Genomic DNA, 19,681 nt, shown 5'->3' with positions numbered 1-19,681 from the left:
GATATCGAAGGAGACCACGGCGGTCAGGGCCGTCTTGTGGACGTCATCGCCGCAGTTCGATCAGCCCGAGTCCAGCTGCCTTGGTGTTATGCGGTGGCGTAGGGGTTGATGATGCGGTGCGGTCGGCGTGAGGTCGCCATGACGTTCTGCGGGAAGCGGGGGCCGGCGACGTAGTGGCGGCCCTTCGTCTGCCCGATCGCGGTGAGGACGTCGGCCTTCGTGAGGGCCTGCAGGTCCCGGGTTGCCTGCTGGGTGTTGATCGCTTCCTGCCGCTCGTAGCGCGAGCGGCGTACCCGGCCCACCATCGCGACCTCGTGGAGGGCGGTCACTTGCCGCTCGCTGATCCCGTTGGTGTCGGCGTGCTCCATCAGCTCGATCCAGACCTGGTTCGAGCGGTCGACCCGGTGCTGCACCCGCTGCGCCTGCTCGTGGTAGGCGCGCAGGTTGAACTTGATCCAGGGCAGGGTGTCGCGTTCGGGCGAGTACACAGGGCCGCCGACCTCGCGGAGCACCTTGTAGTACTCCCAGGTGTTGCCGGGCATCCCGAGCCATTCCTCGATCGAGGAGAACTCAGGTGCGAGAACGCCGCCGCGGGCAATCAGCAGGGTCTGCAGGGAACGGGACATACGGCCGTTCCCGTCGGACCACGGATGGATCTTCACCAGGTTCAGGTGCGCCATCGCCGCCCGGATCAGGACGTGCGCTTCGGTATCGCCGTCATTAAGCCAGTCCACCAGCTCGGCCATCAGGCCGGGCACGAGATCCTGGTCGGGTCCGTCGTAGTCGGTGGCGAGCTCGTCACCGGGCGCGGTGATCCGGATCGGGGTCTTACGCCATTGCCCGGCGGTGCGCAGCGGGTGGTGGTGGCCCTGGAGCATCCAGTGCAACGCGTTGAGGAGTTCCTTGCTGTACCGGAAGTCGGCGACGTCGTGGAGGGACTGGATGTACGTCATCGCCTGCTGGTAGGCAAGGGTCTCCGCCTTGTTCTCCTCGCTGGCGTCGACCTCACGCTCCCCGTCCATCAGGTCGGCGACGTCCTTCGCGTCAACCTGATAGCCCTCGATCGTGTTCGATGCCGCGATCGCGCTCGCGGTCAGCGCCTTACGCAGATCCTGAGCCCACTTCATCGGCGCCTGCTGCACCGCGTCACGCAGGCGCTCGCGCAGGCCGTCCACCTCGTGCAGAACCTTGAGGTCCGCGGCGTCGAGCGCGGGAGTCTTATACAGCATGACTCAATGATACCAGCCACCTATCATTCCGGTAGGAGTCGAGAGCGCTGACCACGCCAACCTGCAGAGACGCAGGCAGGTTCGTCTGCCGTACAAGCCACCGATCACCGCTACCGCGTTGCGGGCGGTGACTCAGAAGTTCGGCATCGGCTCCGCCGAGACGCTGCGCAACTGGTTCAGGCGGGACGAGATCGATTCCGGGCAGCGACCGGGGACGACCACGGAAGAGTCCGCGGCGATGAAGACGCTGAAGAAGGAGACCGCCGAGCTGAAGCGGGCCAACGAGATCCTGAGGGCTGCGGCCTTAGGACTTGTCCGGCCGATCATGTCGGGCTACTCGGCTTTACGGCTCGGGGATGACGGTCAGCCGAAGGTGATCGACGCCGTCGAAGTCCTCTGCCTGGACTTCGACGGCTGAGGTGTCGAAGCGAAGGGTGAAGCAAGGGTCCGCGTCGATGAGCTGTTTCAGGTTCTCGCGGACGCCGTGGTCGAGAGGGGGCGAGAACACTGCGTCCCACTCACCCGTGTTGGCGATGGCCGTCGCTCTGATCGGGATTCGAGCCAGGCAGGTGGATGGGTTGGCCCACCACTCCAGATGCGCCGTCTTCTCGTAGCGGTCCATTCCCCGAGCGTAGACGCCGCTACTCCCCATCTGGGCTGCTCGTTGTTCCGGGCATGGGGCGGGGTGATCTGAGTGATGCCGAGTGGGAACGTCTGCGTCCGTTCCTGCCGGTCAGCAACAGGCGTTGTGGCCGGTGGCGGGATCACCGGCAGGTGATCGACGGGATTCTGCACCGGGTGCGGACCGGTGTTCAATGGCGTGATCTGCCGGAACGGTTCGGGCCTTGGAAGACGGTCTACGAACGGCACCGGCTGTGGTCGGCCGACGGAACGTGGGAGCGTCTGCTCCAGCAGGTTCAGGCCGCGGCCGACGCCGCAGGCGAGATCGACTGGGACGTCTCGGTCGACTCAACCATCGTTCGTGCGCATCAGCATGCGGCGGGTGCCCGCACCGACCCGCCGCCGGCGCCCGGCTCAAAGGGGGCCGAAGGGCCAGAACATCAGGACGAAACGCCGTGGCAGAGCCTGCACGCCCGCCTGGTGGAGGTGGTGCGGGAAGTGAGGGCCTGGGCCGCTCGCGGGGCGGGTTCACCACCAAGCTCCACCTGAGCGCGGATGGCCGCTGCCGCCCGCTGTCTCTGATCGTCACACCAGGTCAGCGGGCGGACTGCACCCAGTTCAAGCCGGTCCTGGAGAAGATCCACGTCCCGAAACTGGGGTCGGGCAGGCCCCGCAAGAAGCCCGACAGCGTCGCCGCCGATAAGGCATACAGCAACGGGCCCGTCCGGAACTACCTGCGGCGCCGGGGCATCCGGCACACGATCCCGGAGAAGCTCGATAGCCAGGCCGCCCGCCTGCGCAAGGGCTCACGCGGCGGGCGGCCGCCCGGTTTTGACGAAGAGCGATACAAGAAGCGCAACACAATCGAGCGCGCCATCAACAGGCTCAAGCAGCATCGGGCCGTGGCCACCAGATACGACAAGCGCGGCTACGTCTACCTGGGCACCGCCACCGCCGCAGCCCTCACCATCTGGCTCCGCACATGATCGGCCGGACAAGTCCTAGATTCAACCGGTCAAGGCAACGCTCTCGGCTGGTGTGCGGAATCCCAGGCACTTGCGCGGACGGTTGTTGAGCTTCGCCGCGATGGCGTCAAGATCGTCCTGGCTGAACGTCGACAGGTTCGTGCCTTTGGGCAGGTACTGCCGGAGCAGCTTGTTGGTGTTCTCGTTGGTGCCACGTTGCCAGGGGCTGCGAAGAACACGTCGACACCGGTGTCGGCGGTGAGCCGTTTGTGAGCTGCCAGTTCCATGCCGCGATCCCAGGTCAGCGTGCTGCGTAGTCGGGGATCCATGCGTTCGTAGGTCTCGGCCAGAGCGGGAACGACCACGGTGGTGTGGCGGCTGGCGAGTTTCACGACCGTGAGGAACCGCGATTTCCGGTCGACCAGCGTGGCGATCTGGCTGTTGTTCGAGCCGATCACCAGATCGCCTTCCAGGTGCCCGGACTCGCTGCGGTCCTCCGCCGCCTGGGGCCGCTCCTCGATCGGTCGGGCATCGGTGATCTGCGAGCGCTACTGCCCTTTCACTGTGTGGTGCTTGTTCTTCCGGATCGGGCGGCCGGTTCGCAGGCGCTTGCACAGCTCGCGGGGGATCACCTTCCATCGGGTAGTGCAGACCGATCGGTAGATCGTCTCGTGGCTGATCTCCATCGCCGGGTCGTCACCGTGATGCAGACGCAGGTGGCCGGCGATCTGTTCCGGCGACCACTCCTCCTTCATCAGGGTCAGCACCGTCTGCCTCAGTGCGGGCCTGCGGGCGAGCAGGCACTGCTTCGGGCGCCGGGCGCGGTCAAGTGCCCGTTCCTGCGCGGCGATCGCCCGGTAGATATCGCGTCCGCCGTTGTTGCTGACTTCACGGCTGATCGTCGACACCGCACGCCCCAGGAGGCGGGCGATGGCCCGGTAGGACTCTCCGGCACACAGCCCGCGCGAGATCTCCTCCCGCTCGCCCACGGTCAAGCTTCCGACGCGCGCTTTGCGGGGTCCGGGAGCGATCCCTTCGTGATGCTTGAGGACAGTGAACACCGAGCCGGGCGGCTTGCCGATCTGCCTCGAGATGACGCTGGTCGACTCCCCGGCTCTCCACCGCCGCCACAAATCGGCCTTCATCTCGTCCGGCATGCCCGGCCGACCCATTCTCGCCACGTAAACCGTCCTCAACCAGCACTGTTGCTCTGACCGGTTGAATCTAAGTCTCCAGGGCTTTGAATCAGTCCTGAGGCTACCCACGGCCTTCCAGACCTACCTCGACTCCCGCAACCTCAGCTGGGAATGCTGGTGGCGACAAGGTAAGTAAGCCGACGGTTGAAGATTCCCGACAGAGTCGCTCAGTGAGGTAACGGTCACGATGGAGGAGCGGATCGTGGTGTACCTCCAGCGGGTGTGGGAGAAGGAAGTAGTGGGCGCGGGCCTGTGGACTCCTTCTTTTCCCGCGCCGCTCTCAGATGACCTTGTGAAAGCGGCTCCGCCGCTGTTCAGCGGCCTTGAAGTCTTGGAGTACGAATGATCCTCTGGATCAACGGTGCGTTCGGTGCGGGGAAGACCACCACCGCACGGGAACTGATCGAGCTGATCCCGAACAGCACGCTCTTCGACCCCGAGGTCGTCGGGGGCACACTCGCGCAGCTGCTCCCGGCCAAGCACCTCGCCGAGGTCGGCGACTTCCAGGACCTGCCGATCTGGCGCCGGCTCGTGGTCGACACCGCCGCCGCCATGCTCGCCGAGCTCGGCGGCGTCCTCGTCGTCCCCATGACCCTGTTGCGCCAGGAGTACCGCGACGAGATCTTCGGCGGTCTCGCCGCCCGCCGGATTCCCGTACGGCATGTACTCCTCGCTCCGGCGGAAACGATCCTGCGTGAGCGAATAGCCGGGCGCGAGGTGCCCCCGGACCTGCCCGACGGCGAGATGCGCGTGCGCCAGTGGTCCTACGACCACATCGAGCCCTACCGGGCCGCGCTCGCCTGGCTCACCGCCGACGCCCACCCCGTGGACACCAGCGCGCTCACCCCGTACGACACCGCCCTGCGCGTTGCCGAAGCCGTACGCACCGGGGAGGCACCCGTGTGCGCCATCGTGCAGACTCCCGAACCCACCGCCGAGACAGTCGCGGCCGGAGTGCTCCTCTTCGACGAGAACGACCGCGTCCTGCTCGTCGACCCGACGTACAAGGCCGGCTGGGAGTTCCCCGGCGGGGTCGTCGAGGCCGGCGAGGCCCCCGCCCGTGCCGGTATGCGCGAGGTCACCGAGGAGACCGGCATCACCCTCGACGAGGTGCCCACGCTCCTCGTCGTCGACTGGGAATCGCCCGCACCCCCCGGCTACGGCGGTCTTCGGCTCCTGTTCGACGGCGGACACCTGGACGAACAGGCCGTCCGGGGACTCCTGCTCCCCGGACCCGAACTGCGCGGCTGGCGCTTCGCCACCGAACAGGAGGCGGCCGACCTGCTCCCGCCCGTGCGCTACGAACGGCTCCGCTGGGCCCTGCGGGCCCGAGAGCGCGGCGCGGCGCTGTACCTGGAGGCCGGAGTGCCGCTCGGCTGACCCCGAGGTCTCCTCCACACGGCCCCGGCCCCGTACGGCGGACGCGTACGGACTGCGGTGCCGGCTGACTCGGCGACGGCACCGTCCGCGCCGCGACGCCCTCGCGTCCCGGCGACACCTCGGGCGGGCCTTGGCGTCGCGATGAAGGACCGGACATGGCGAGGGCCCACGCCACCAGGCGTGGGCCCTCGCCATGTCCGCGGACGATCAGCTCGCCGCGTAGTTCCGCAGGAACAGCGCCTCCGCGACCGACAGACGCTCCAGCTCGTCCGGCGAGACGCTCTCGTTCACCGCGTGGATCTGCGCCTCCGGCTCGCTCAGGCCGATGAGCAGGATCTCCGTCTGCGGGTACAGCGAGGCCAGCGTGTTGCACAGCGGGATCGAGCCGCCCATGCCCGCCGACTGCATCTCCTGGCCCGAGTAGGCGACCGCCATGGCCTGGGCCATCGACGCGTACGCGGGGCTGGACGTGTCGGCGCGGAACGCCTGGCCCTGCCCGATCCGCTCGGTGCTCACCCGCGCGCCCCACGGCGTGTGCGCCTCGATGTGCGCCTCCAGCAGCTTCGTCGCCTCGACCGCGTCGACGCCCGGCGGCACCCGCAGGCTGATCAGCGCACGGGCACCGGCCTGCACCGACGGTGTCGCTCCGACGACCGGCGGGCAGTCGATCCCGAGCACCGTGACGGCCGGACGCGCCCAGACCCGGTCGGCGACCGTGCCGGAGCCGATGAGCTCCACCCCGTCGAGCACCTTGGCGTCCTCACGGAACGCCTGGTCCTCGTACTGCAGGCCGTCCCACGCCAAGTCGCCCGCCAGGCCGTCGACGGTCGTCGAACCGTCCTTCGCGCGCAGCGAGTCCAGTACGCGGATCAGCGCCGCCAGCGCGTCGGGTGCCGCGCCGCCGAACTGCCCGGAGTGCAGGTTCCCTTCGAGGGTGTCCACCTGCACCCGTACGAGGGTCATGCCGCGCAGGGTCGCGGTGACCGTCGGCAGGCCCGCCCGGAAGTTGCCGGCGTCGCCGATGACGATGGTGTCGGCGGTCAGCAGCTCCGGATGCTCCTCGGCGTACCGCTCCAGACCGCCGGTGCCCTGCTCCTCCGAACCCTCGACGATGACCTTGACGTGCACCGGAACGCCGCCGTTCGCCTTCAGGGCACGCAGCGCCAGCAGGTGCATGACGACGCCGCCCTTGCAGTCGGCGCTGCCCCGCCCGTACCAGCGTCCGTCACGCTCCACCAGCTCGAACGGGGGTGTCGTCCAGGCGGCTTCGTCCAATGGCGGCTGCACGTCGTAGTGCGCGTACAGCAGGACCGTCTTGGCGCCCTCGGGTCCCGGCAGGAAGCCGTACACCGACTGGGTGCCGTCCGGGGTGTCGAGGAGAGCGATGTCCTGGAAGCCCTCGGAGCGCAGCGCGTCGGCGATCCAGTTCGCGGCGCCCTCGCTCTCGCTCCTCGGATACTGGTCGAAGTCCGCCACCGACTTGAAGGCCACCAGCTCGGTGAGCTCCGCCTTCGCCCGGGGCATGAGCGAGGCGACGGTCTCGGCGACCGGATTCGACGACATGGGCACGCTCCTTGTGGGTGCGACGTTGTACTTCTATGTACAGATGATCGAGTGATGCGTACTGGTGTACAGGGCGCATCCGTTGCCGATCCTCCCACAGCGGCCTGCGGCGACGCCCGCCGTAGGATGCGGGGGACAGGTGCGGCAGACGGCTGGACTGGGAGCAGTAGACCAACGTGAGCAGCGAGAACTCTTCGGCGGACGACGAGCGGCGTACGGCGGACGACGGGCAGCGGGTGTGGGACGTCGTAGTCGTCGGTGGAGGGCCGGCGGGTGCCTCGGCCGCCTATGCGGCAGCGGTCGCGGGACGCAGTGTCCTGCTGCTGGAGAAAGCCGAACTGCCCCGCTACAAGACGTGCGGCGGCGGCATCATCGGCCCCTCGCGCGACGCCCTGCCCCCCGGTTTCGAGCTGCCGTTCAGAGACCGGGTGCACGCGGTCACCTTCTCGATGGACGGCAAGTTCGCCCGCACCCGGCGGTCCCGGAACATGCTGTTCGGGCTGATCAACCGTCCGGAGTTCGACCAGCAGCTCGTCGAGTTCGCGCAGAAGGCGGGCGCCGAACTGCGTACGGGTGCCACGGTCTCGCGCGTCGAGCAGCACGGGTCCGCGGTGCCCGACCGGCGCACCGTCGCCGTGGTCCTGCAGGGCGGCGAGACCGTCCTGGCGAGGGCGGTGGTCGGCGCCGACGGCAGCGCCAGCCGGATAGGAGCACACGTCGGGGTCAAGCTCGACCAGGTCGATCTCGGTCTGGAGGCCGAGATCCCGGTGCCGGAGACGGTCGCCGAGGACTGGCAGGGGCGCGTCCTGATCGACTGGGGCCCCATGCCCGGCAGTTACGGGTGGGTCTTCCCGAAGGGCGACACGCTCACCGTGGGCGTGATCTCCGCACGCGGCGAAGGCGCCGCCACCAAGCGGTACTTGGAGGACTTCATCGCCCGGCTCGGCCTCGCGGGCTTCGAACCGGCGATCTCCTCGGGCCACTTGACGCGCTGCCGTGCCGAAGACTCACCGCTGTCGCGCGGCAGGGTGCTCGTCTGCGGCGACGCGGCGGGGCTGCTCGAACCCTGGACCCGGGAGGGCATCTCGTTCGCGCTGCGCTCCGGGCGGCTCGCGGGCGAGTGGGCGGTGCGGATCGCCGAGGCGCACGACGCGGTGGACGCCCGACGGCAGGCCCTGAACTACGCCTTCGCGATCAAGGCGGGGCTCGGGGTCGAGATGAGTGTCGGCAAGCGCCTGCTCGGCGCCTTCGAGCGTCGCCCCGGCATGTTCCACGCGGGACTCACCGGCCTGCGCCCGGTGTGGAAGGCCTTCGCCGGGATCACCCGCGGCTCCACCACACTCGGCGAGATCATCCGGTCCCACCCGATGGTCGGACGCGCCCTGACCACCCTCGATCGCCGTCCGGAGGGTGCGGAGGCGGCCGAGGGGGAGCGGTAGCGGACGGGGGTCGCCGTCGGCCGCATCCTGTCGTCAGCCCTGAATTCGGCCCTGGGGGCGGGAGGAGAAGAGCTGACGGCTGTGGCCGCCGTCAGCTCTTGACCGTGATCCGGAAGACCGGGTGGTCGGGAGCGATGCGCCGCAGCTCCTCGTCGGACGAGTCGGGACCGACGCCGCCGAAGAACACACCTACCTCGGCCTTCCAGCGCTTGAGGTAGGCGCGCAGCAGCGAGACCTTGTCGTCGTCGGCGACCTCTACGGCGGTGAAGGTGTCGACCTTCTTGCCGAGGCGCAGCTCGCCCCCGCCGGCCGCCCGCATGTTGTGTGTCCACTGGACATGGCCGCGGGGGGCGACGAGGTACTGCTCGCCGTCCACGGTGAGCAGATTGACCGGGGTCGTCCGCCACTCGCCGCTCTTGCGGCCCCGGACGGCCAGGACGCGCGATCCCCAGACGCTGAGGCCGCGCCTGGTGATCCAGGCCACGGCGCGGTTGAAGACGTTGACGGTGAACCAACCAGGCTTCTGGACGTGTGTGGACACGGTGACCCCTTGTGGCATGTGATGAGAGCGCCGATCTTTTTTGTGAGCACTGCTCTCGCTTGAGAAGAGTCTGCATCGGATCGGTGATCCAGCGCAAGAGCAGCGCTCTCGTTTTTGTGCGCCGCTCTCGCTCGGATTCGGGTCGCTGATGGCGAACTGGAGCGCTGATCCACTTTCAGATCACTGCTCTCCTATGTGTGCACTGCTCTGAACGTGGGACACTGCTCTGTATGAGTACCGCGCAAGGGGCACGTGCCCGAGCCAGGATCGAGGTCACCGCGGCCATCAAGGACGAGGCGCGCAGACAGCTCGCCGCCGAGGGCGCCGCCAAGCTCTCGCTGCGGGCTGTGGCCCGTGAGCTGGGCATGGTCTCCTCCGCGCTCTACCGGTACTTCCCCAGCCGGGACGACCTGCTGACCGCGCTCATCATCGACGCCTACGACTCCCTCGGCGAGGAGGCCGAGTCCGCGCACGCCGAGGTCGCCGCCGCCGGCCCCCGAGAGCGGTGGATCACCGTGTGCGTGGCGGCACGGCGCTGGGCTCTGGCGCATCCGCACGAGTACGCGCTCATCTACGGCTCTCCCGTTCCCGGGTACACCGCCCCGCAGGAGACCGTTCCGGCCGCCTCCCGGGTCGGTGTGCTCCTGATCGGTGTCGTCCGGGACGCGTATGGGGGCAAGGGCGTGGCCCGCACACCCCTGCCCGCCGAAATGAAGACCGAGGCGCAGCGGATGTCCGCCGAGCTCGCGCCCGATCTGCCGCCCGAGGTGATCGTGGCGCTGGTGGCCTCGTGGGCGCAGCTCTACGGGCTGATCGGGTTCGAACTGTTCGGGCAGTTCAACCGGGTCGTGGAGGACCGCGAGCCGTTCTTCCGGCATGCCGTGGGGAGGCTCGCGCACGACGTGGGGCTCGTGTATCCGGAGCAGGCCGCGACCGCCGGTGGGCCGCCTTCGCCGTAGGCCCGGTCTCAACAGCGCCGTACTCCCCGCCGTACTCCCTGAAGCGCTCACCGTCGTGCTCCCCGAAGTGCTCCCGCCGGACTCCGCCCCGTACTCCGCGGGGAGTACGAGTGATCACCTCGCCCGGCGGACGCCGTCGTCGTGGTCGGCCGTCTAGCGTGACGGTCATGGAAGAGCAGCACACACCCACGGCCCCGACGTGGGGAGGTCCACCGTGGTGGCGGCACGGGCCGCCCGGGTGGAACCGCTGGAACGACGAGGAACGCCGCGCGCGATGGCCGTGGCGTTCCACACTGCTGCTGACCGCCTTCGTGCTCCTCGGCTCCAACTTCGCCGCCCACGCCCAGCACGGCGACCGGCTCGCCCTGGACTTCTTCGCCCGAGCGCTCCTTCTGGTGGGCTCGGGTCTGCTGCTCTGGCGGCAGCGGTACCCGGTGTTCGTCGTGTTCGGCACCGCCGCGGTCGCCCTGGTCTATGTGGCCGCCGGATATCCGTACGGGCCGGTCTTCCTCCCGGTCGCGGTGGGCTGCTTCAGCGCCGTCGTCGCCGGGCACCGCAGGGCCGCCTGGACGGCAGTCGGCCTGCTGTGGGCAGGACATCTCGTGGTCTCCCGCTGGCTGTACCGCTGGCTGCCTCCGACAGGCGACCATCCCCCTTCCTGGATGCAGGAGATCGGCATCGCCACCTGGGTGGTGGCGGTGGTGGCCCTGTCCGAGCTGGTGCGCGTGCGCCGCGAGCAGTGGAGCCGTGACAGGACCGAGCGCGCGCAGGCGGCCCGGCGCCGCGCGGACGAGGAACGGCTGCGGATCGCCCGCGAACTGCACGACGTACTGGCCCACAGCATCTCGGTGATCAATGTCCAGGCGGGCGTCGGGCTCGCGCTCCTCGACTCCGACCCCGAACAGGCGCGCACCGCGCTCACCACCATCAAGGCGGCCAGCAAGGAGGCGCTCGGCGAGGTCCGCCAGGTGCTCGACACCCTGCGCGCGCCGGGCGAGGCCCCTCGCGCGCCCGCCCCCGGGCTGGACCGGCTCCCCGAACTGGTCGAGCAGGCGGCGAGCGCCGGTCTGTCGGTCGAGATCGAGGGCGAGGTCCCGACACCGGCACCCGGTACCGATCTCGCCGCGTTCCGCATCATCCAGGAGGCGCTCACCAACGTCGTACGGCATTCGGGGTCGCGCCGCGCGCGGGTGCGGCTCGATCACGCGGAGGGCGCGCTGCGCCTGCGGATCGACGACGACGGGCCGGCCACCGGCGCGGACGCGGGCGGGAGCGGCAACGGGCTCGCGGGCATGCGGGAGCGGGCGGCCGCCCTGGGTGGCACGATCGAGGCGGGTCCGCGCGACGACGGAGGGTTCCGGGTGCTGGCCGTACTGCCGTGGAAGGTCAAGGAGGACCGGTGATCCGCGTACTGCTGGCCGACGACCAGTCACTGGTCAGGGCAGGCTTCAAGGCGCTGCTCGACGCGCAGCCGGACATCGAGGTGGCAGGCGAGGCGGCGGACGGCGAGGAGGCGGTGCGGAGCGTCCGTGAACTGCGCCCCGATGTCGTCCTGATGGACATCCGGATGCCCGTGCTGGACGGCCTCGCCGCAACGCGCCGCATCACCGGCGATCCGGACCTCGGGGACGTCAAGGTGGTCATGCTCACCACCTTCGAACTCGACGAGTACGTGTTCGAGGCCATCCGCTCCGGTGCTTCCGGCTTTCTGGTCAAGGACACCGAGCCCGAGGAACTGCTGCGTGCGGTACGGGCGGTGGTCGAGGGTGATGCCCTGCTCTCGCCCGGGGTGACGCGTCGGCTGATCTCCGAGTTCGCGGCCCGTTCCAAGGAGCCCGAGTCCGTCGCGTCCCTCGCCGAACTCACCGAGCGGGAAAGGGAGGTGATGGCGCTGGTCGGCATCGGCCTCTCGAACGACGAGATCGCCCGCCGTCTGGTCGTCAGCCCGCTCACGGCCAAGACCCATGTGAGCCGGACGATGGTGAAGCTCGGGGCTCGCGACCGGGCCCAACTGGTCGTACTCGCCTATGAGTCGGGGTTGGTGCGGCCGGGCTGGCTGGGCTGAGGCGCGGTCTCGTGGCGGAACCGGAACAGTACGGTGGCCACCCGCAGCGCGAAGAGGAGGGCGGCCAAGGCGCCGCCCGAGGTTTCCAGAGCCCGTACCGCGCCGGACGACAGGTCCAGGAAGAGAGCGGGTCCGGTGACGACCCCGAAGGCGACCGCCGCCACGAACACCGCACTGGCCAGGGCGTATCCGATCTCGACGGTGACCGCGTCCCGCCGCGCCTGGGCATGCTGTGCGTGCGTCCCGTCCGCTGACGCGCGGCAACTGTCCAAACTCTCCCCGTTGTTGCTCATCAGCCGAGTCAACAGGCACGCGCCCGGCGGGGCAAGAACCCGGCCGGGCGCGTGTGTCGAAGGCGTCCCTAGTCACGGACGGCGACCCGCTCCGGCCCCGACTCCGCCGGCTCTTGGGCGGACTTGCCGGACTGGGCGACGACGACGGACCCCTGCGGACGCCGTGTCCGCAGTCCTGGCAGCGTGATCAGCAGACCCGCGAGGGCGATGCCGGTCACCACCATCAAGCCGGGCCGGTAGCTGTCGAGAACGTCCTGGGGCGATGAGCCCTCCGAGGAGTTCGCGGTGACGACGGCCGTCACGACCGCGAGGAAGATCGCGCCTCCGACCTGCACGGAGGTGTTGAGCAGGCCCGAGACCATGCCCTGCTCGTGGTCGTCGACGCCGTTGGTCGCCTGGATGTTGAGGGACGGGAAGACCAGGGCGCACGCGGCACCGATCAGCAGCATGGTCGGCAGGATGACCGCCGCGTAGACCGGGTCGAGGTCGACGCGCAGGAAGAGCGCGTACCCGACGACCATCAGGGCGAAGCCCGCCGCGATGAGCCGGGGTGTGCCGAACCGGTCGACGACGGCCCCCACCTTCGTGGAGGACAGTGCCACCAGCGCCCCGGCCGGCAGGAAGGCGAGCGCGGTGTGCAGCGCCGACCAGCCCAGCAGGGACTGCATGTACAGCGTGACCAGGAACTGGAAGCCGACGTACGAGCCGAAGAACGCCATCGCGCCCAGCTGGGCCCGGATCTGGCTGCCGGAGCGCAGGACGCCGAGCCGGATCAGAGGGCTTGGGCTGCGTCGCTCGATGCCGACGAAAACGGTGAGCAGTACGGCGACGGCGAGGAAGGACAGCAGAGTCCGCGCCGATCCCCAGCCGGCCTGGGGTGCCTGGACGACGGTGAAGACGAGCAGCAGCATCGAGGCGGTGCCGATGATCGCGCCCGGGATGTCGTAACCGCGGTGGTCCTTCTCGCGCTCACTGCGCGGGATGAGCTTGAGGCCCACGAGCAGGGCGACGACGGCGATGGGTGCGGGCAGCAGCATGGTCAGCCGCCAGCTCGCCTCGGTGAGCAGACCGGACAGGACCAGGCCCATCGAGAAACCGGTGGCCGCGCAGGTGGTGTAGATGGAGAGCGCGCGGTTGCGCAGCGGGCCCTCGGCGAACGTCGTGGTGATGATCGACAGGCCCGCAGGGGCGGTGAACGCGGCGCTCAGACCCTTGATGAACCGGCTGGCGATCAGCAGGGGGCCCGAGTCGACGAGTCCGCCGAGCAGCGAGGCGAGCGCGAACACCCCGAGGGCCACCAGGAAGACCTGGCGGCGGCCCAGCAGGTCGGCGGTGCGTCCGCCGAGGAGCAGCAGCCCGCCGTATCCCAGGATGTAGCCGCTGACGATCCATTGGAGCGTAGAGGTGGAGAGGTCGAGTTCGGAGCCGATGGACGGCAGCGCGACGCCGACCATCGACACGTCCAGCGCGTCCAGGAACATCGCGGCGCAGAGCACCAGCAGAGTGCCCCACAGCCGAGGGGTCCAGCGTCCCTGGGGCGCGGGGTGGGTGAGCGGAGAGGTCATGCCAGAGACAGTACATGCATACGCATTCAATGCAAGTGCATTTAATTCCGATGCAACAAAGTTGTTTTTTTGCTACGGTGCGCGCATGGCGGCGGAGAATGCCGAGCGAGGGCTCGTGGACCAGTGGCGCGACATCCTGGCGGTGCATGCCCGCACCGTCTGCGAGCTCGACCGTGAGCTGCATCGACACGGCCTGGGCGCCAGTGACTTCGAGGTGCTCGACGTACTGGCGATGGGCGCCGCGGCGGACGGCGGCACCTCCTTCCGCGTCCAGGAGATCTCCGAGCGGGTCCATCTCAGTCAGAGCGCCCTGTCCCGGCTGATCGGGCGCCTGGAGAAGGACGGCCTGGTGACCCGCGGGATGTGCGCCGAGGACCGCCGGGGTGTGCACGTGTGCATCACCCCGAAGGGACGCGAACTGCACGGCGAGGTCCTGCCGTTGCAGCGTGCGGTCCTCGCCCGGATGCTGGCGGACGGTTCGGCGGCCTCCGGCGGCTGACGGGGCCGCCGGCTTCGCGCCGGCGACGTTGCTGATGCTCCCCGGCGTGCTCGGATTGCTCGACCTGGCCGTCCGGCCACGGTCCTCCGCCCCGGGCGCGACGGACGTCGGGCCACGGTCCTCCGCCCCGGGCGACACGGACATCGGCCGCCCGTTTCCGAGCGGCCGGGACTCCGGATCCGCGTGTCAGCTCCAGGTGATGCCGGACTTCTCCCGCCACAGGGTGGCGAGCGAGGCGGCGCCCGTCACGCTCGGAAACGGCACGCGGTTCCACAGCGCCAGGTAGAGCCGCGCGGCCGGTCCCGCCAACTCGCAGTCCACGTTCTCATCCGTGTCCTCGTCCGTGTCCGCAGTCGCGTGCACGCCGCGTTCGCTCTGCGGCGGCTCGGAGGAGAGCCGTACGGTCCACACGGCGTCCGGGCGGTCGGTGGCACGCACCCGCAGCACGCGGGGTTCCTCGGTGCGCACCCTGCTCTTCTCGCGCGCGTGGAATCCGCGCAGCAACTCGTCGATCCCGTCGACCGCGAAGTCCGGCGGGACGGCGGCCGGCTCACCGCCGAGCGCCGACTCCGCGTCGACCCGGTGCACGGTGGTCTCGTGCGCCTGCCGGCGCGCCCAGAAGGTGAGCGGCGAGGGCGCCGGAAGGAAACTCCAGCACCGCACGTCCGGCGAGGCGCCGGCCAGGGTGTCCACGAGCAGACGGTGCCCCTCGCGGAACCAGGTCAGCAGTTCGTCGCCGTCCAGATCCGGCAGTCCACCATCGGGGTGGTACGAGGTGTGCCCCTCGGCGACGAACGCGGTGGCCCAGCGGTGGACCATGCCCGTGTGCCGCACCAGATCCTTGACCTGCCAGCCGGCACAGGTCGCGACCTTGGCGTCTACACCCGCCTTCTCGGCGGCCGCGACCAGCGACCGCCCCTCCCGGTCCAGGGTTTCCACGAACTCCCGAATCTCCATGCCGAGAGTGTGCCCGATGCGGGGCGGAACCGGGCGGCGCGGGGTGAAGTGCGGGGGAGGGGAGCCGGCTTCGGTGAACTCGGGGCGCACATGGCCACGCGCCGACGTCTGTGCGCCCTTGCGTGCGCCGCACCCAAGCTCGCCCGCTCCTACTGTTGTCGCACGCCCGCGTGCAAGCCCTGGGCGCGCCCCGCGTCGCTCGCGCGGGGCGCCGCGTGCAAGCTCTCACCCCACAGCGGCGCGGCGCGTGGCGAAGCCGATCAGTGCGGCCACGGCCGCCAGCGCCGCCACGCTCGTGAGCGCCGTCGGCAAGGAGTACCACTCGGCCATGAATCCGATCGCGGGTGGCCCGAGCAGCATGCCCCCGTACCCGAGGGTGGAGGCGACGGCGACCCCGCTCGCTCCGGCCAGCGCGCCGGCTCGTTCGACCGCGACGGGGAAGATGTTGGCGAGGCCGAGTCCGGTGACGGCGAATCCGAGCAGCGCCACCCATACGGCGGGCGCGAGTGAGGCGACCAGCATGCCGAGCGCGGCCGTCGTGCCGCCCGCGACCAACGTCCGTGTCCGGCCCAGCCGTTCGAGCAGCGCCGTCCCGCTCAGGCGGCCGATCGTCATGGCGAGGGCGAAGCACGAGTACCCGGCGGCGGCGATCCCCGGGTGCGCGTCCAGGTCTTGCTCCATATGGAGTGCGCCCCAGTCCGCGAGTGCGCCTTCGCCGTACGTCGTGCACAGGGCGATCAGCCCGAAGACGACCACCAGGCCGTGGGTGCGGATGCCGACATGCGGTTGCCCCGAGGGGGCGTCACCCCGCGGGCGATCCGGCGGCGGCGGGACGTTCTGGTGGAGCAGCGCGCGTCCCGCGACTCCGGTCACGAGCAGACCGATGACGGCGATCCCGAGCAGATGGCGTGTCGGTGACAGCTGCCCGGCGACCAGCCCGCCGAGCCCCGCTCCGAGCATGCCGCCCAGGCTGTACGCCGCGTGGAAACTGGGCATCACGGGGCGCTGGAGTGCGGCCACGAGATCGACTGCCGCGCTGTTCATGGCGACGTTGATTCCGCCGTAGGCCGCGCCGAAGATCAGCAGGACGAGGCCCAGAACCGGAACCGAGTGGGTGAGCGGGGGCAGGATGATGCTCAGGGAGAGCAACGCCCCGCAGGCCACGGTCACCGGATGGCTGCCGAACCGTCGGCAGAGCCGTCCCGTCAGCATCATGGTGATCACGGCGCCGGCGGAGACACCCAGGAGGGCCAGACCGAGGTCGCCGGCGGAGGCGCCGGTCTGGTGCTTGATCGCGGGGATACGGACGACCCAGCCGGCGAAGACGAAGCCGTCGAGGGCGAAGAAGGCGGTGAGGGTGACGCGGAGTCGGGTGAGGGATCGGGCCGGCACAACGTTGTGCGGACTTGTTTTGTTTATTAGCGGCACAAATTCACGTTAGACGGCTGCCCCGCTCGGAGCAAGGGAAGTGGTGGGTCGGCATGCGTCGGGCGTGGCCCCACGGATGCGCTGGTGCGGGCCGGACAAAGTCAGACGAATGCTCAGGTCTTGGTCGGCGAGCCCTGTTGAGCGAGCAAGTGTGGGCCGGACGGGACCCCTGAGTGAACCTGCGCGGGCCGCGCGAGGCCCGAGGCGGGAACCGGCGTCGGCGGGGCGGGGGGCAGGCCCATATACGAATATACGAACCGGTGTAGGCAGGGCGAGACCCCGTGCGGGAACGGCGTCGGCCGGGCGAGGCCCCGGGAGTCAACAGGTGTGGCCGGAGCGCGGCCTCGCGGACGAACCGGCGGGTGCCGGGGCAAGGTCTCATGTCCTGACCGGCGGGTGCCAGGGCGAGGTTTCGCGGACGAACCGGCGGCCGTCGGGGCGAGGCCCCGCGAAAGAAGGGGCGACCGGGACCCCGATGGGACGGGATTCACTGTCGCCCCCGCAGCTCAGCGGTTCGCCGTCCCGTGTGCCCGGACGGCGAACCGTGCGTCGCTCCTCGCTCAGACCGCCGGAGCCGGGAAGGTCGGGTACTCCACCCCGGAGACGTGCTGGACGACACGGATGACCTGGCAGGAGTAGCCGAACTCGTTGTCGTACCAGAGGTAGAGGATCGCGTTGTCGTCCTCGACCTTGGTGGCGCCGGCGTCGACGATCGAGGCGTGGCGCGAACCGATGAAGTCGCTGGACACCGCGTCGGGGGCGCTGATGAAGTCGATCTGGCGCTTGAGCGGCGAGGTCAGCGAAACGTTGCGGAGGTAGTCGAGGACCTCCTCGCGGGTGGTCGCGCGGCCCAGGCGCAGGCTGAGGATCGCGATCGAGACGTCCGGCACCGGGACCCGGATCGAACTGCCGGTGATCGGCGCCTTGAGGTCGGGCAGCGCCTTGGCGACCGCGGAGGCGGCACCCGTCTCGGTGATGACCATGTTCAGCGGCGCGGAGCGGCCCCGGCGGTCGGAGCTGTGGTAATTGTCCAGCAGGTTCTGGTCGTTGGTGAACGAGTGGACGGTCTCCACATGGCCCCGCAGGACGCCGTACTCCTCCGCCATCGCCTTCAGCGGCGGCACGATCGCGTTGGTGGTGCAGGAGGCGCAGGACAGGATCTGCTCGTCCGGCTTGATCATGTCGTGGTTGACGCCGTGCACGATGTTGGGGACGTCGCCCTTGCCGGGCGCCGTCAGGACGACCTTGTCGATGCCGGGCCGCAGGTGGTTCGAGAGACCCTCGCGGTCGCGCCACTTGCCGGTGTTGTCGACGAGGATGGCGTCCTTGATGCCGTACGTCGTGTAGTCGACCTCGGACGGGTCGTTGGCGTAGATGACCTTGATCTCGTTGCCGTTGGCGATGATCGTGCTGTTCGCCTCGTCGACGGTGATCGTGCCCTGGAACTGGCCGTGGATCGAGTCGCGGCGCAGCAGCGAGGCGCGCTTGACGATGTCCTGCTCGCCGCCCTGGCGTACGACGATGGCGCGCAGCCGCAGACCGTTGCCGGAGCCGGTCTTCTCGATCAGCAGACGGGCGAGGAGACGGCCGATGCGGCCGAACCCGTAGAGGACGACGTCACGTCCCTCGCGGCGCTCGATCTTGTTCTCGCCGATGGCGCCGGCGACCGCCTCGGCGGTGAACTCCTCGACGGACAGGCCGCGGTCGTCGGCCCGATACGTCGCGGCGAGCATGCCGATGTCGATCTGGGACGGGCCGAGATCGAGCGTGGTGAGCGTCCGCAGGAACGGCAGGGTGTCGGTGACCGAGAGCTCCTCGCCGGCGATCTGCCGGGCGAAGCGGTGGGTCTTGAGGATGCTTACCACTGACTTGTTCACCAGGGAGCGGCTGTGCAGGAGGATCGTGATGTCCTGCTCCCGGTGCAGCCTCCCGATGATCGGGATCATCGACTCCGCGATCTCTTCGCGGGTCTTCCAGTTGGTGAACGCGTCGTCGTTGACAGTCACAGAATCATCTTTCGAGCTAGGTGGCGCTCATATGCTAACCGGACCGTCTTTCTGACCGTTCATGCGGTGTCCACTCACGGGGAAGACGGCGTCCGCGGCGGCCCGCGGGCGCCGGAATCCGGCCCTCCGCAGGGCTCGCCGTCCGACTGGCAGATGTCGTCCACCAGTACGGCAAAGTCACCTACGACTAAGTCACCTACGGCAGAGTCACCGTCCGGTCTGCGGAGCACGGCCCTCGCCCGGCCCGTGCTCCGTGATCCGGCCGACCGGCTGCTCAAGACCGTGGACACGCTGTGTGCTTCGGGCCGCGCCGAATCCGGCGGAGCGGAACCGCGGGCACGCTGACCGGGGCGCCCGGCAGCCCGCGGGGAGTCTCCGAGGCCGAGCGGTTCGGGCGAGGAGGCCCTCGGACATGCCCCTCGCCGCCCCGTGCGGTTGCGCCGAACGGGGCGGCGCCTGCCGGACCTCGTCGCTCGGGCGCGGGCCCTTTCCGGTGAAGTCACCTGAAACGGGGCCCAGGCGACGGTTCACGTGTGACGGCGCGGGCAAGCGGGCGGAATGCGGCGGGCACGCTCAGCAGCGCCGCGAACCGGACCAGGTCCATCGTCACCATCACGGGCCGTTTGCGACGGAACTCCATCCACGGCCCGAGAGGTACGGCGACGGCGGCCCCCACCGCCAGCCCCGCGGCGGCCAGCGCCGACACCTCGGTCGGACCGGCGTGCAGTACGAGAATCGCGATCAGGGGAAACGCGTCGAACGCGAGCCAGGTGCCCAGTGTGCTGACCGCGTAGGCCGTCCACAGCCACCCGAACCGTCGCCCGAGCGAACGCCTGACCCGCATTCCGGTGTGCCTCCCAGCTCTTCGCCCGATCGCCCTCACGCCGACCGGAGCATCCGATCGCGCTCACGTCGACCGGAGCATCCAAGCGAGCGGACCCCAGCGGCTCAAACCGGTCGGGGCCTCGTGCGGCT

19 protein-coding genes and 1 pseudogene are annotated in these 19,681 nt (G+C 69.6%); 9 read left to right on the top strand and 11 right to left on the bottom strand.

Features of this window, described 5'->3' with window-relative positions; translation table 11 throughout:
• Positions 1–86: 86 nt before the first annotated feature.
• The gene (locus N4G66_RS06640; RefSeq protein ID WP_261703020.1) at positions 87–1,229 is read right to left on the bottom strand and encodes a Fic family protein; all 1,143 of its coding nucleotides are present in this window, start codon (positions 1,227–1,229) and stop codon (positions 87–89) included.
• A 127-nt stretch (positions 1,230–1,356) separates the two neighbouring features.
• Between N4G66_RS06640 and N4G66_RS06635 the strand changes: the two genes are divergently transcribed.
• Entirely contained in the window at positions 1,357–1,647 is a 291-nt protein-coding gene (locus N4G66_RS06635) for a hypothetical protein (RefSeq protein WP_261703019.1), read from the top strand.
• Between the two features lie 257 nt (positions 1,648–1,904).
• Positions 1,905–2,836 (top strand): IS5 family transposase gene (locus N4G66_RS06630; protein WP_391858764.1). Its coding sequence is split into 2 segments (ribosomal slippage): positions 1,905–2,237 and positions 2,240–2,836, totalling 930 coding nucleotides; the frame shifts between segments, so codons are not numbered across the junction.
• A 29-nt stretch (positions 2,837–2,865) separates the two neighbouring features.
• On the opposite strand, the gene N4G66_RS06625 is transcribed toward N4G66_RS06630, so the two are convergent.
• Both N4G66_RS06625 and N4G66_RS06620 read right to left on the bottom strand, forming a co-directional pair.
• Complete coding sequence (locus tag N4G66_RS06625; protein WP_261703202.1) at positions 2,866–3,336, bottom strand: IS30 family transposase; 471 nt, start codon at positions 3,334–3,336, stop codon at positions 2,866–2,868.
• A 27-nt stretch (positions 3,337–3,363) separates the two neighbouring features.
• The gene (locus N4G66_RS06620; protein WP_261703018.1) at positions 3,364–3,972 is read right to left on the bottom strand and encodes a helix-turn-helix domain-containing protein; all 609 of its coding nucleotides are present in this window, start codon (positions 3,970–3,972) and stop codon (positions 3,364–3,366) included.
• A 226-nt stretch (positions 3,973–4,198) separates the two neighbouring features.
• Between N4G66_RS06620 and N4G66_RS06615 the strand changes: the two genes are divergently transcribed.
• Both N4G66_RS06615 and N4G66_RS06610 read left to right on the top strand, forming a co-directional pair.
• On the top strand, positions 4,199–4,357 hold the full coding sequence (locus N4G66_RS06615; protein WP_261703017.1) for a hypothetical protein: 159 nt from the start codon (positions 4,199–4,201) through the stop codon (positions 4,355–4,357).
• Positions 4,354–5,391 (top strand): NUDIX hydrolase, encoded by a 1,038-nt coding sequence (locus N4G66_RS06610; protein ID WP_261703016.1) that lies wholly within the window; start codon positions 4,354–4,356, stop codon positions 5,389–5,391. Before N4G66_RS06615 ends, N4G66_RS06610 begins: the two co-directional genes overlap by 4 nt.
• Before the next feature lie 207 nt (positions 5,392–5,598).
• Here the strand turns inward: N4G66_RS06610 and N4G66_RS06605 are convergent, their stop codons facing one another.
• Positions 5,599–6,954, bottom strand: coding sequence for a dipeptidase (locus N4G66_RS06605; RefSeq protein WP_261703015.1), 1,356 nt, complete (start codon positions 6,952–6,954; stop codon positions 5,599–5,601).
• Positions 6,955–7,130: 176 nt separating this feature from the next.
• On the opposite strand from N4G66_RS06605, the gene N4G66_RS06600 reads away from it, so the two are divergent.
• Positions 7,131–8,393, top strand: a complete 1,263-nt coding sequence (locus tag N4G66_RS06600) for a geranylgeranyl reductase family protein (protein WP_261703014.1) — start codon at positions 7,131–7,133, stop codon at positions 8,391–8,393.
• Positions 8,394–8,484: 91 nt separating this feature from the next.
• Here the strand turns inward: N4G66_RS06600 and N4G66_RS06595 are convergent, their stop codons facing one another.
• The gene (locus N4G66_RS06595; RefSeq protein ID WP_261703013.1) at positions 8,485–8,934 is read right to left on the bottom strand and encodes a nitroreductase family deazaflavin-dependent oxidoreductase; all 450 of its coding nucleotides are present in this window, start codon (positions 8,932–8,934) and stop codon (positions 8,485–8,487) included.
• Between the two features lie 230 nt (positions 8,935–9,164).
• Here N4G66_RS06595 and N4G66_RS06590 point away from each other — a divergent pair, with 230 nt between their 5' ends.
• From N4G66_RS06590 to N4G66_RS06580, 3 genes are all read left to right on the top strand, one after another.
• Positions 9,165–9,893: a TetR/AcrR family transcriptional regulator gene (locus N4G66_RS06590; protein WP_261703012.1), complete on the top strand. Its 729-nt coding sequence runs from the start codon at positions 9,165–9,167 to the stop codon at positions 9,891–9,893.
• A gap of 167 nt (positions 9,894–10,060) precedes the next feature.
• The gene (locus N4G66_RS06585; RefSeq protein WP_261703011.1) at positions 10,061–11,296 is read left to right on the top strand and encodes a sensor histidine kinase; all 1,236 of its coding nucleotides are present in this window, start codon (positions 10,061–10,063) and stop codon (positions 11,294–11,296) included.
• On the top strand, positions 11,293–11,958 hold the full coding sequence (locus N4G66_RS06580; RefSeq protein WP_261703010.1) for a response regulator transcription factor: 666 nt from the start codon (positions 11,293–11,295) through the stop codon (positions 11,956–11,958). The genes N4G66_RS06585 and N4G66_RS06580 overlap by 4 nt, the downstream gene beginning before the upstream one ends.
• On the opposite strand, the gene N4G66_RS06575 is transcribed toward N4G66_RS06580, so the two are convergent.
• Positions 11,919–12,251 (bottom strand): DUF6332 family protein, encoded by a 333-nt coding sequence (locus N4G66_RS06575; protein WP_261703009.1) that lies wholly within the window; start codon positions 12,249–12,251, stop codon positions 11,919–11,921. The two genes, N4G66_RS06580 and N4G66_RS06575, sit on opposite strands and share 40 nt — an antisense overlap.
• A gap of 68 nt (positions 12,252–12,319) precedes the next feature.
• Positions 12,320–13,816, bottom strand: coding sequence for an MFS transporter (locus N4G66_RS06570; protein ID WP_261703008.1), 1,497 nt, complete (start codon positions 13,814–13,816; stop codon positions 12,320–12,322).
• An 85-nt stretch (positions 13,817–13,901) separates the two neighbouring features.
• On the opposite strand from N4G66_RS06570, the gene N4G66_RS06565 reads away from it, so the two are divergent.
• Positions 13,902–14,315, top strand: coding sequence for a MarR family winged helix-turn-helix transcriptional regulator (locus tag N4G66_RS06565; RefSeq protein WP_261703007.1), 414 nt, complete (start codon positions 13,902–13,904; stop codon positions 14,313–14,315).
• A 186-nt stretch (positions 14,316–14,501) separates the two neighbouring features.
• Here the strand turns inward: N4G66_RS06565 and N4G66_RS06560 are convergent, their stop codons facing one another.
• The 4 genes and pseudogenes from N4G66_RS06560 to N4G66_RS06540 all read right to left on the bottom strand — a co-directional run.
• The gene (locus N4G66_RS06560; protein WP_261703006.1) at positions 14,502–15,272 is read right to left on the bottom strand and encodes a maleylpyruvate isomerase family mycothiol-dependent enzyme; all 771 of its coding nucleotides are present in this window, start codon (positions 15,270–15,272) and stop codon (positions 14,502–14,504) included.
• Between the two features lie 225 nt (positions 15,273–15,497).
• Positions 15,498–16,664 (bottom strand): MFS transporter, encoded by a 1,167-nt coding sequence (locus N4G66_RS06555; protein WP_261703005.1) that lies wholly within the window; start codon positions 16,662–16,664, stop codon positions 15,498–15,500.
• A gap of 596 nt (positions 16,665–17,260) precedes the next feature.
• Positions 17,261–18,706 carry a glyceraldehyde-3-phosphate dehydrogenase gene (locus N4G66_RS06550; RefSeq protein WP_261703004.1) on the bottom strand — a complete coding sequence of 482 codons (1,446 nt, stop codon included), beginning with the start codon at positions 18,704–18,706 and terminating at the stop codon, positions 17,261–17,263.
• Between the two features lie 556 nt (positions 18,707–19,262).
• Positions 19,263–19,550, bottom strand: a pseudogene (locus N4G66_RS06540) (MFS transporter); the annotation flags it as partial.
• Positions 19,551–19,681: the final 131 nt, after the last annotated feature.

The sequence above is a fragment of the Streptomyces rhizosphaerihabitans genome (assembly GCF_025399795.1).
Taxonomy (GTDB): domain Bacteria; phylum Actinomycetota; class Actinomycetes; order Streptomycetales; family Streptomycetaceae; genus Streptomyces; species Streptomyces rhizosphaerihabitans.
The sequence above is the reverse complement of the archived record's forward strand: the minus strand, read 5'-3'. Positions and strand labels throughout refer to the sequence as shown.

Excerpts from the sequence above, each read along its gene's own strand:
- N4G66_RS06605 (WP_261703015.1), bottom strand. The coding sequence starts at position 6,954 with ATGTCGTCGAATCCGGTCGCCGAGACCGTCGCCTCGCTCATGCCCCGG.
- N4G66_RS06590 (WP_261703012.1), top strand. The coding sequence starts at position 9,165 with ATGAGTACCGCGCAAGGGGCACGTGCCCGAGCCAGGATCGAGGTCACC.
- N4G66_RS06570 (WP_261703008.1), bottom strand. The coding sequence starts at position 13,816 with ATGACCTCTCCGCTCACCCACCCCGCGCCCCAGGGACGCTGGACCCCT.
- N4G66_RS06585 (WP_261703011.1), top strand. The coding sequence starts at position 10,061 with ATGGAAGAGCAGCACACACCCACGGCCCCGACGTGGGGAGGTCCACCG.
- N4G66_RS06610 (WP_261703016.1), top strand. The coding sequence starts at position 4,354 with ATGATCCTCTGGATCAACGGTGCGTTCGGTGCGGGGAAGACCACCACC.
- N4G66_RS06575 (WP_261703009.1), bottom strand. The coding sequence starts at position 12,251 with ATGAGCAACAACGGGGAGAGTTTGGACAGTTGCCGCGCGTCAGCGGAC.
- N4G66_RS06560 (WP_261703006.1), bottom strand. The coding sequence starts at position 15,272 with ATGGAGATTCGGGAGTTCGTGGAAACCCTGGACCGGGAGGGGCGGTCG.
- N4G66_RS06640 (WP_261703020.1), bottom strand. The coding sequence starts at position 1,229 with ATGCTGTATAAGACTCCCGCGCTCGACGCCGCGGACCTCAAGGTTCTG.
- N4G66_RS06620 (WP_261703018.1), bottom strand. The coding sequence starts at position 3,972 with ATGCCGGACGAGATGAAGGCCGATTTGTGGCGGCGGTGGAGAGCCGGG.
- N4G66_RS06565 (WP_261703007.1), top strand. The coding sequence starts at position 13,902 with ATGGCGGCGGAGAATGCCGAGCGAGGGCTCGTGGACCAGTGGCGCGAC.
- N4G66_RS06615 (WP_261703017.1), top strand. The coding sequence starts at position 4,199 with ATGGAGGAGCGGATCGTGGTGTACCTCCAGCGGGTGTGGGAGAAGGAA.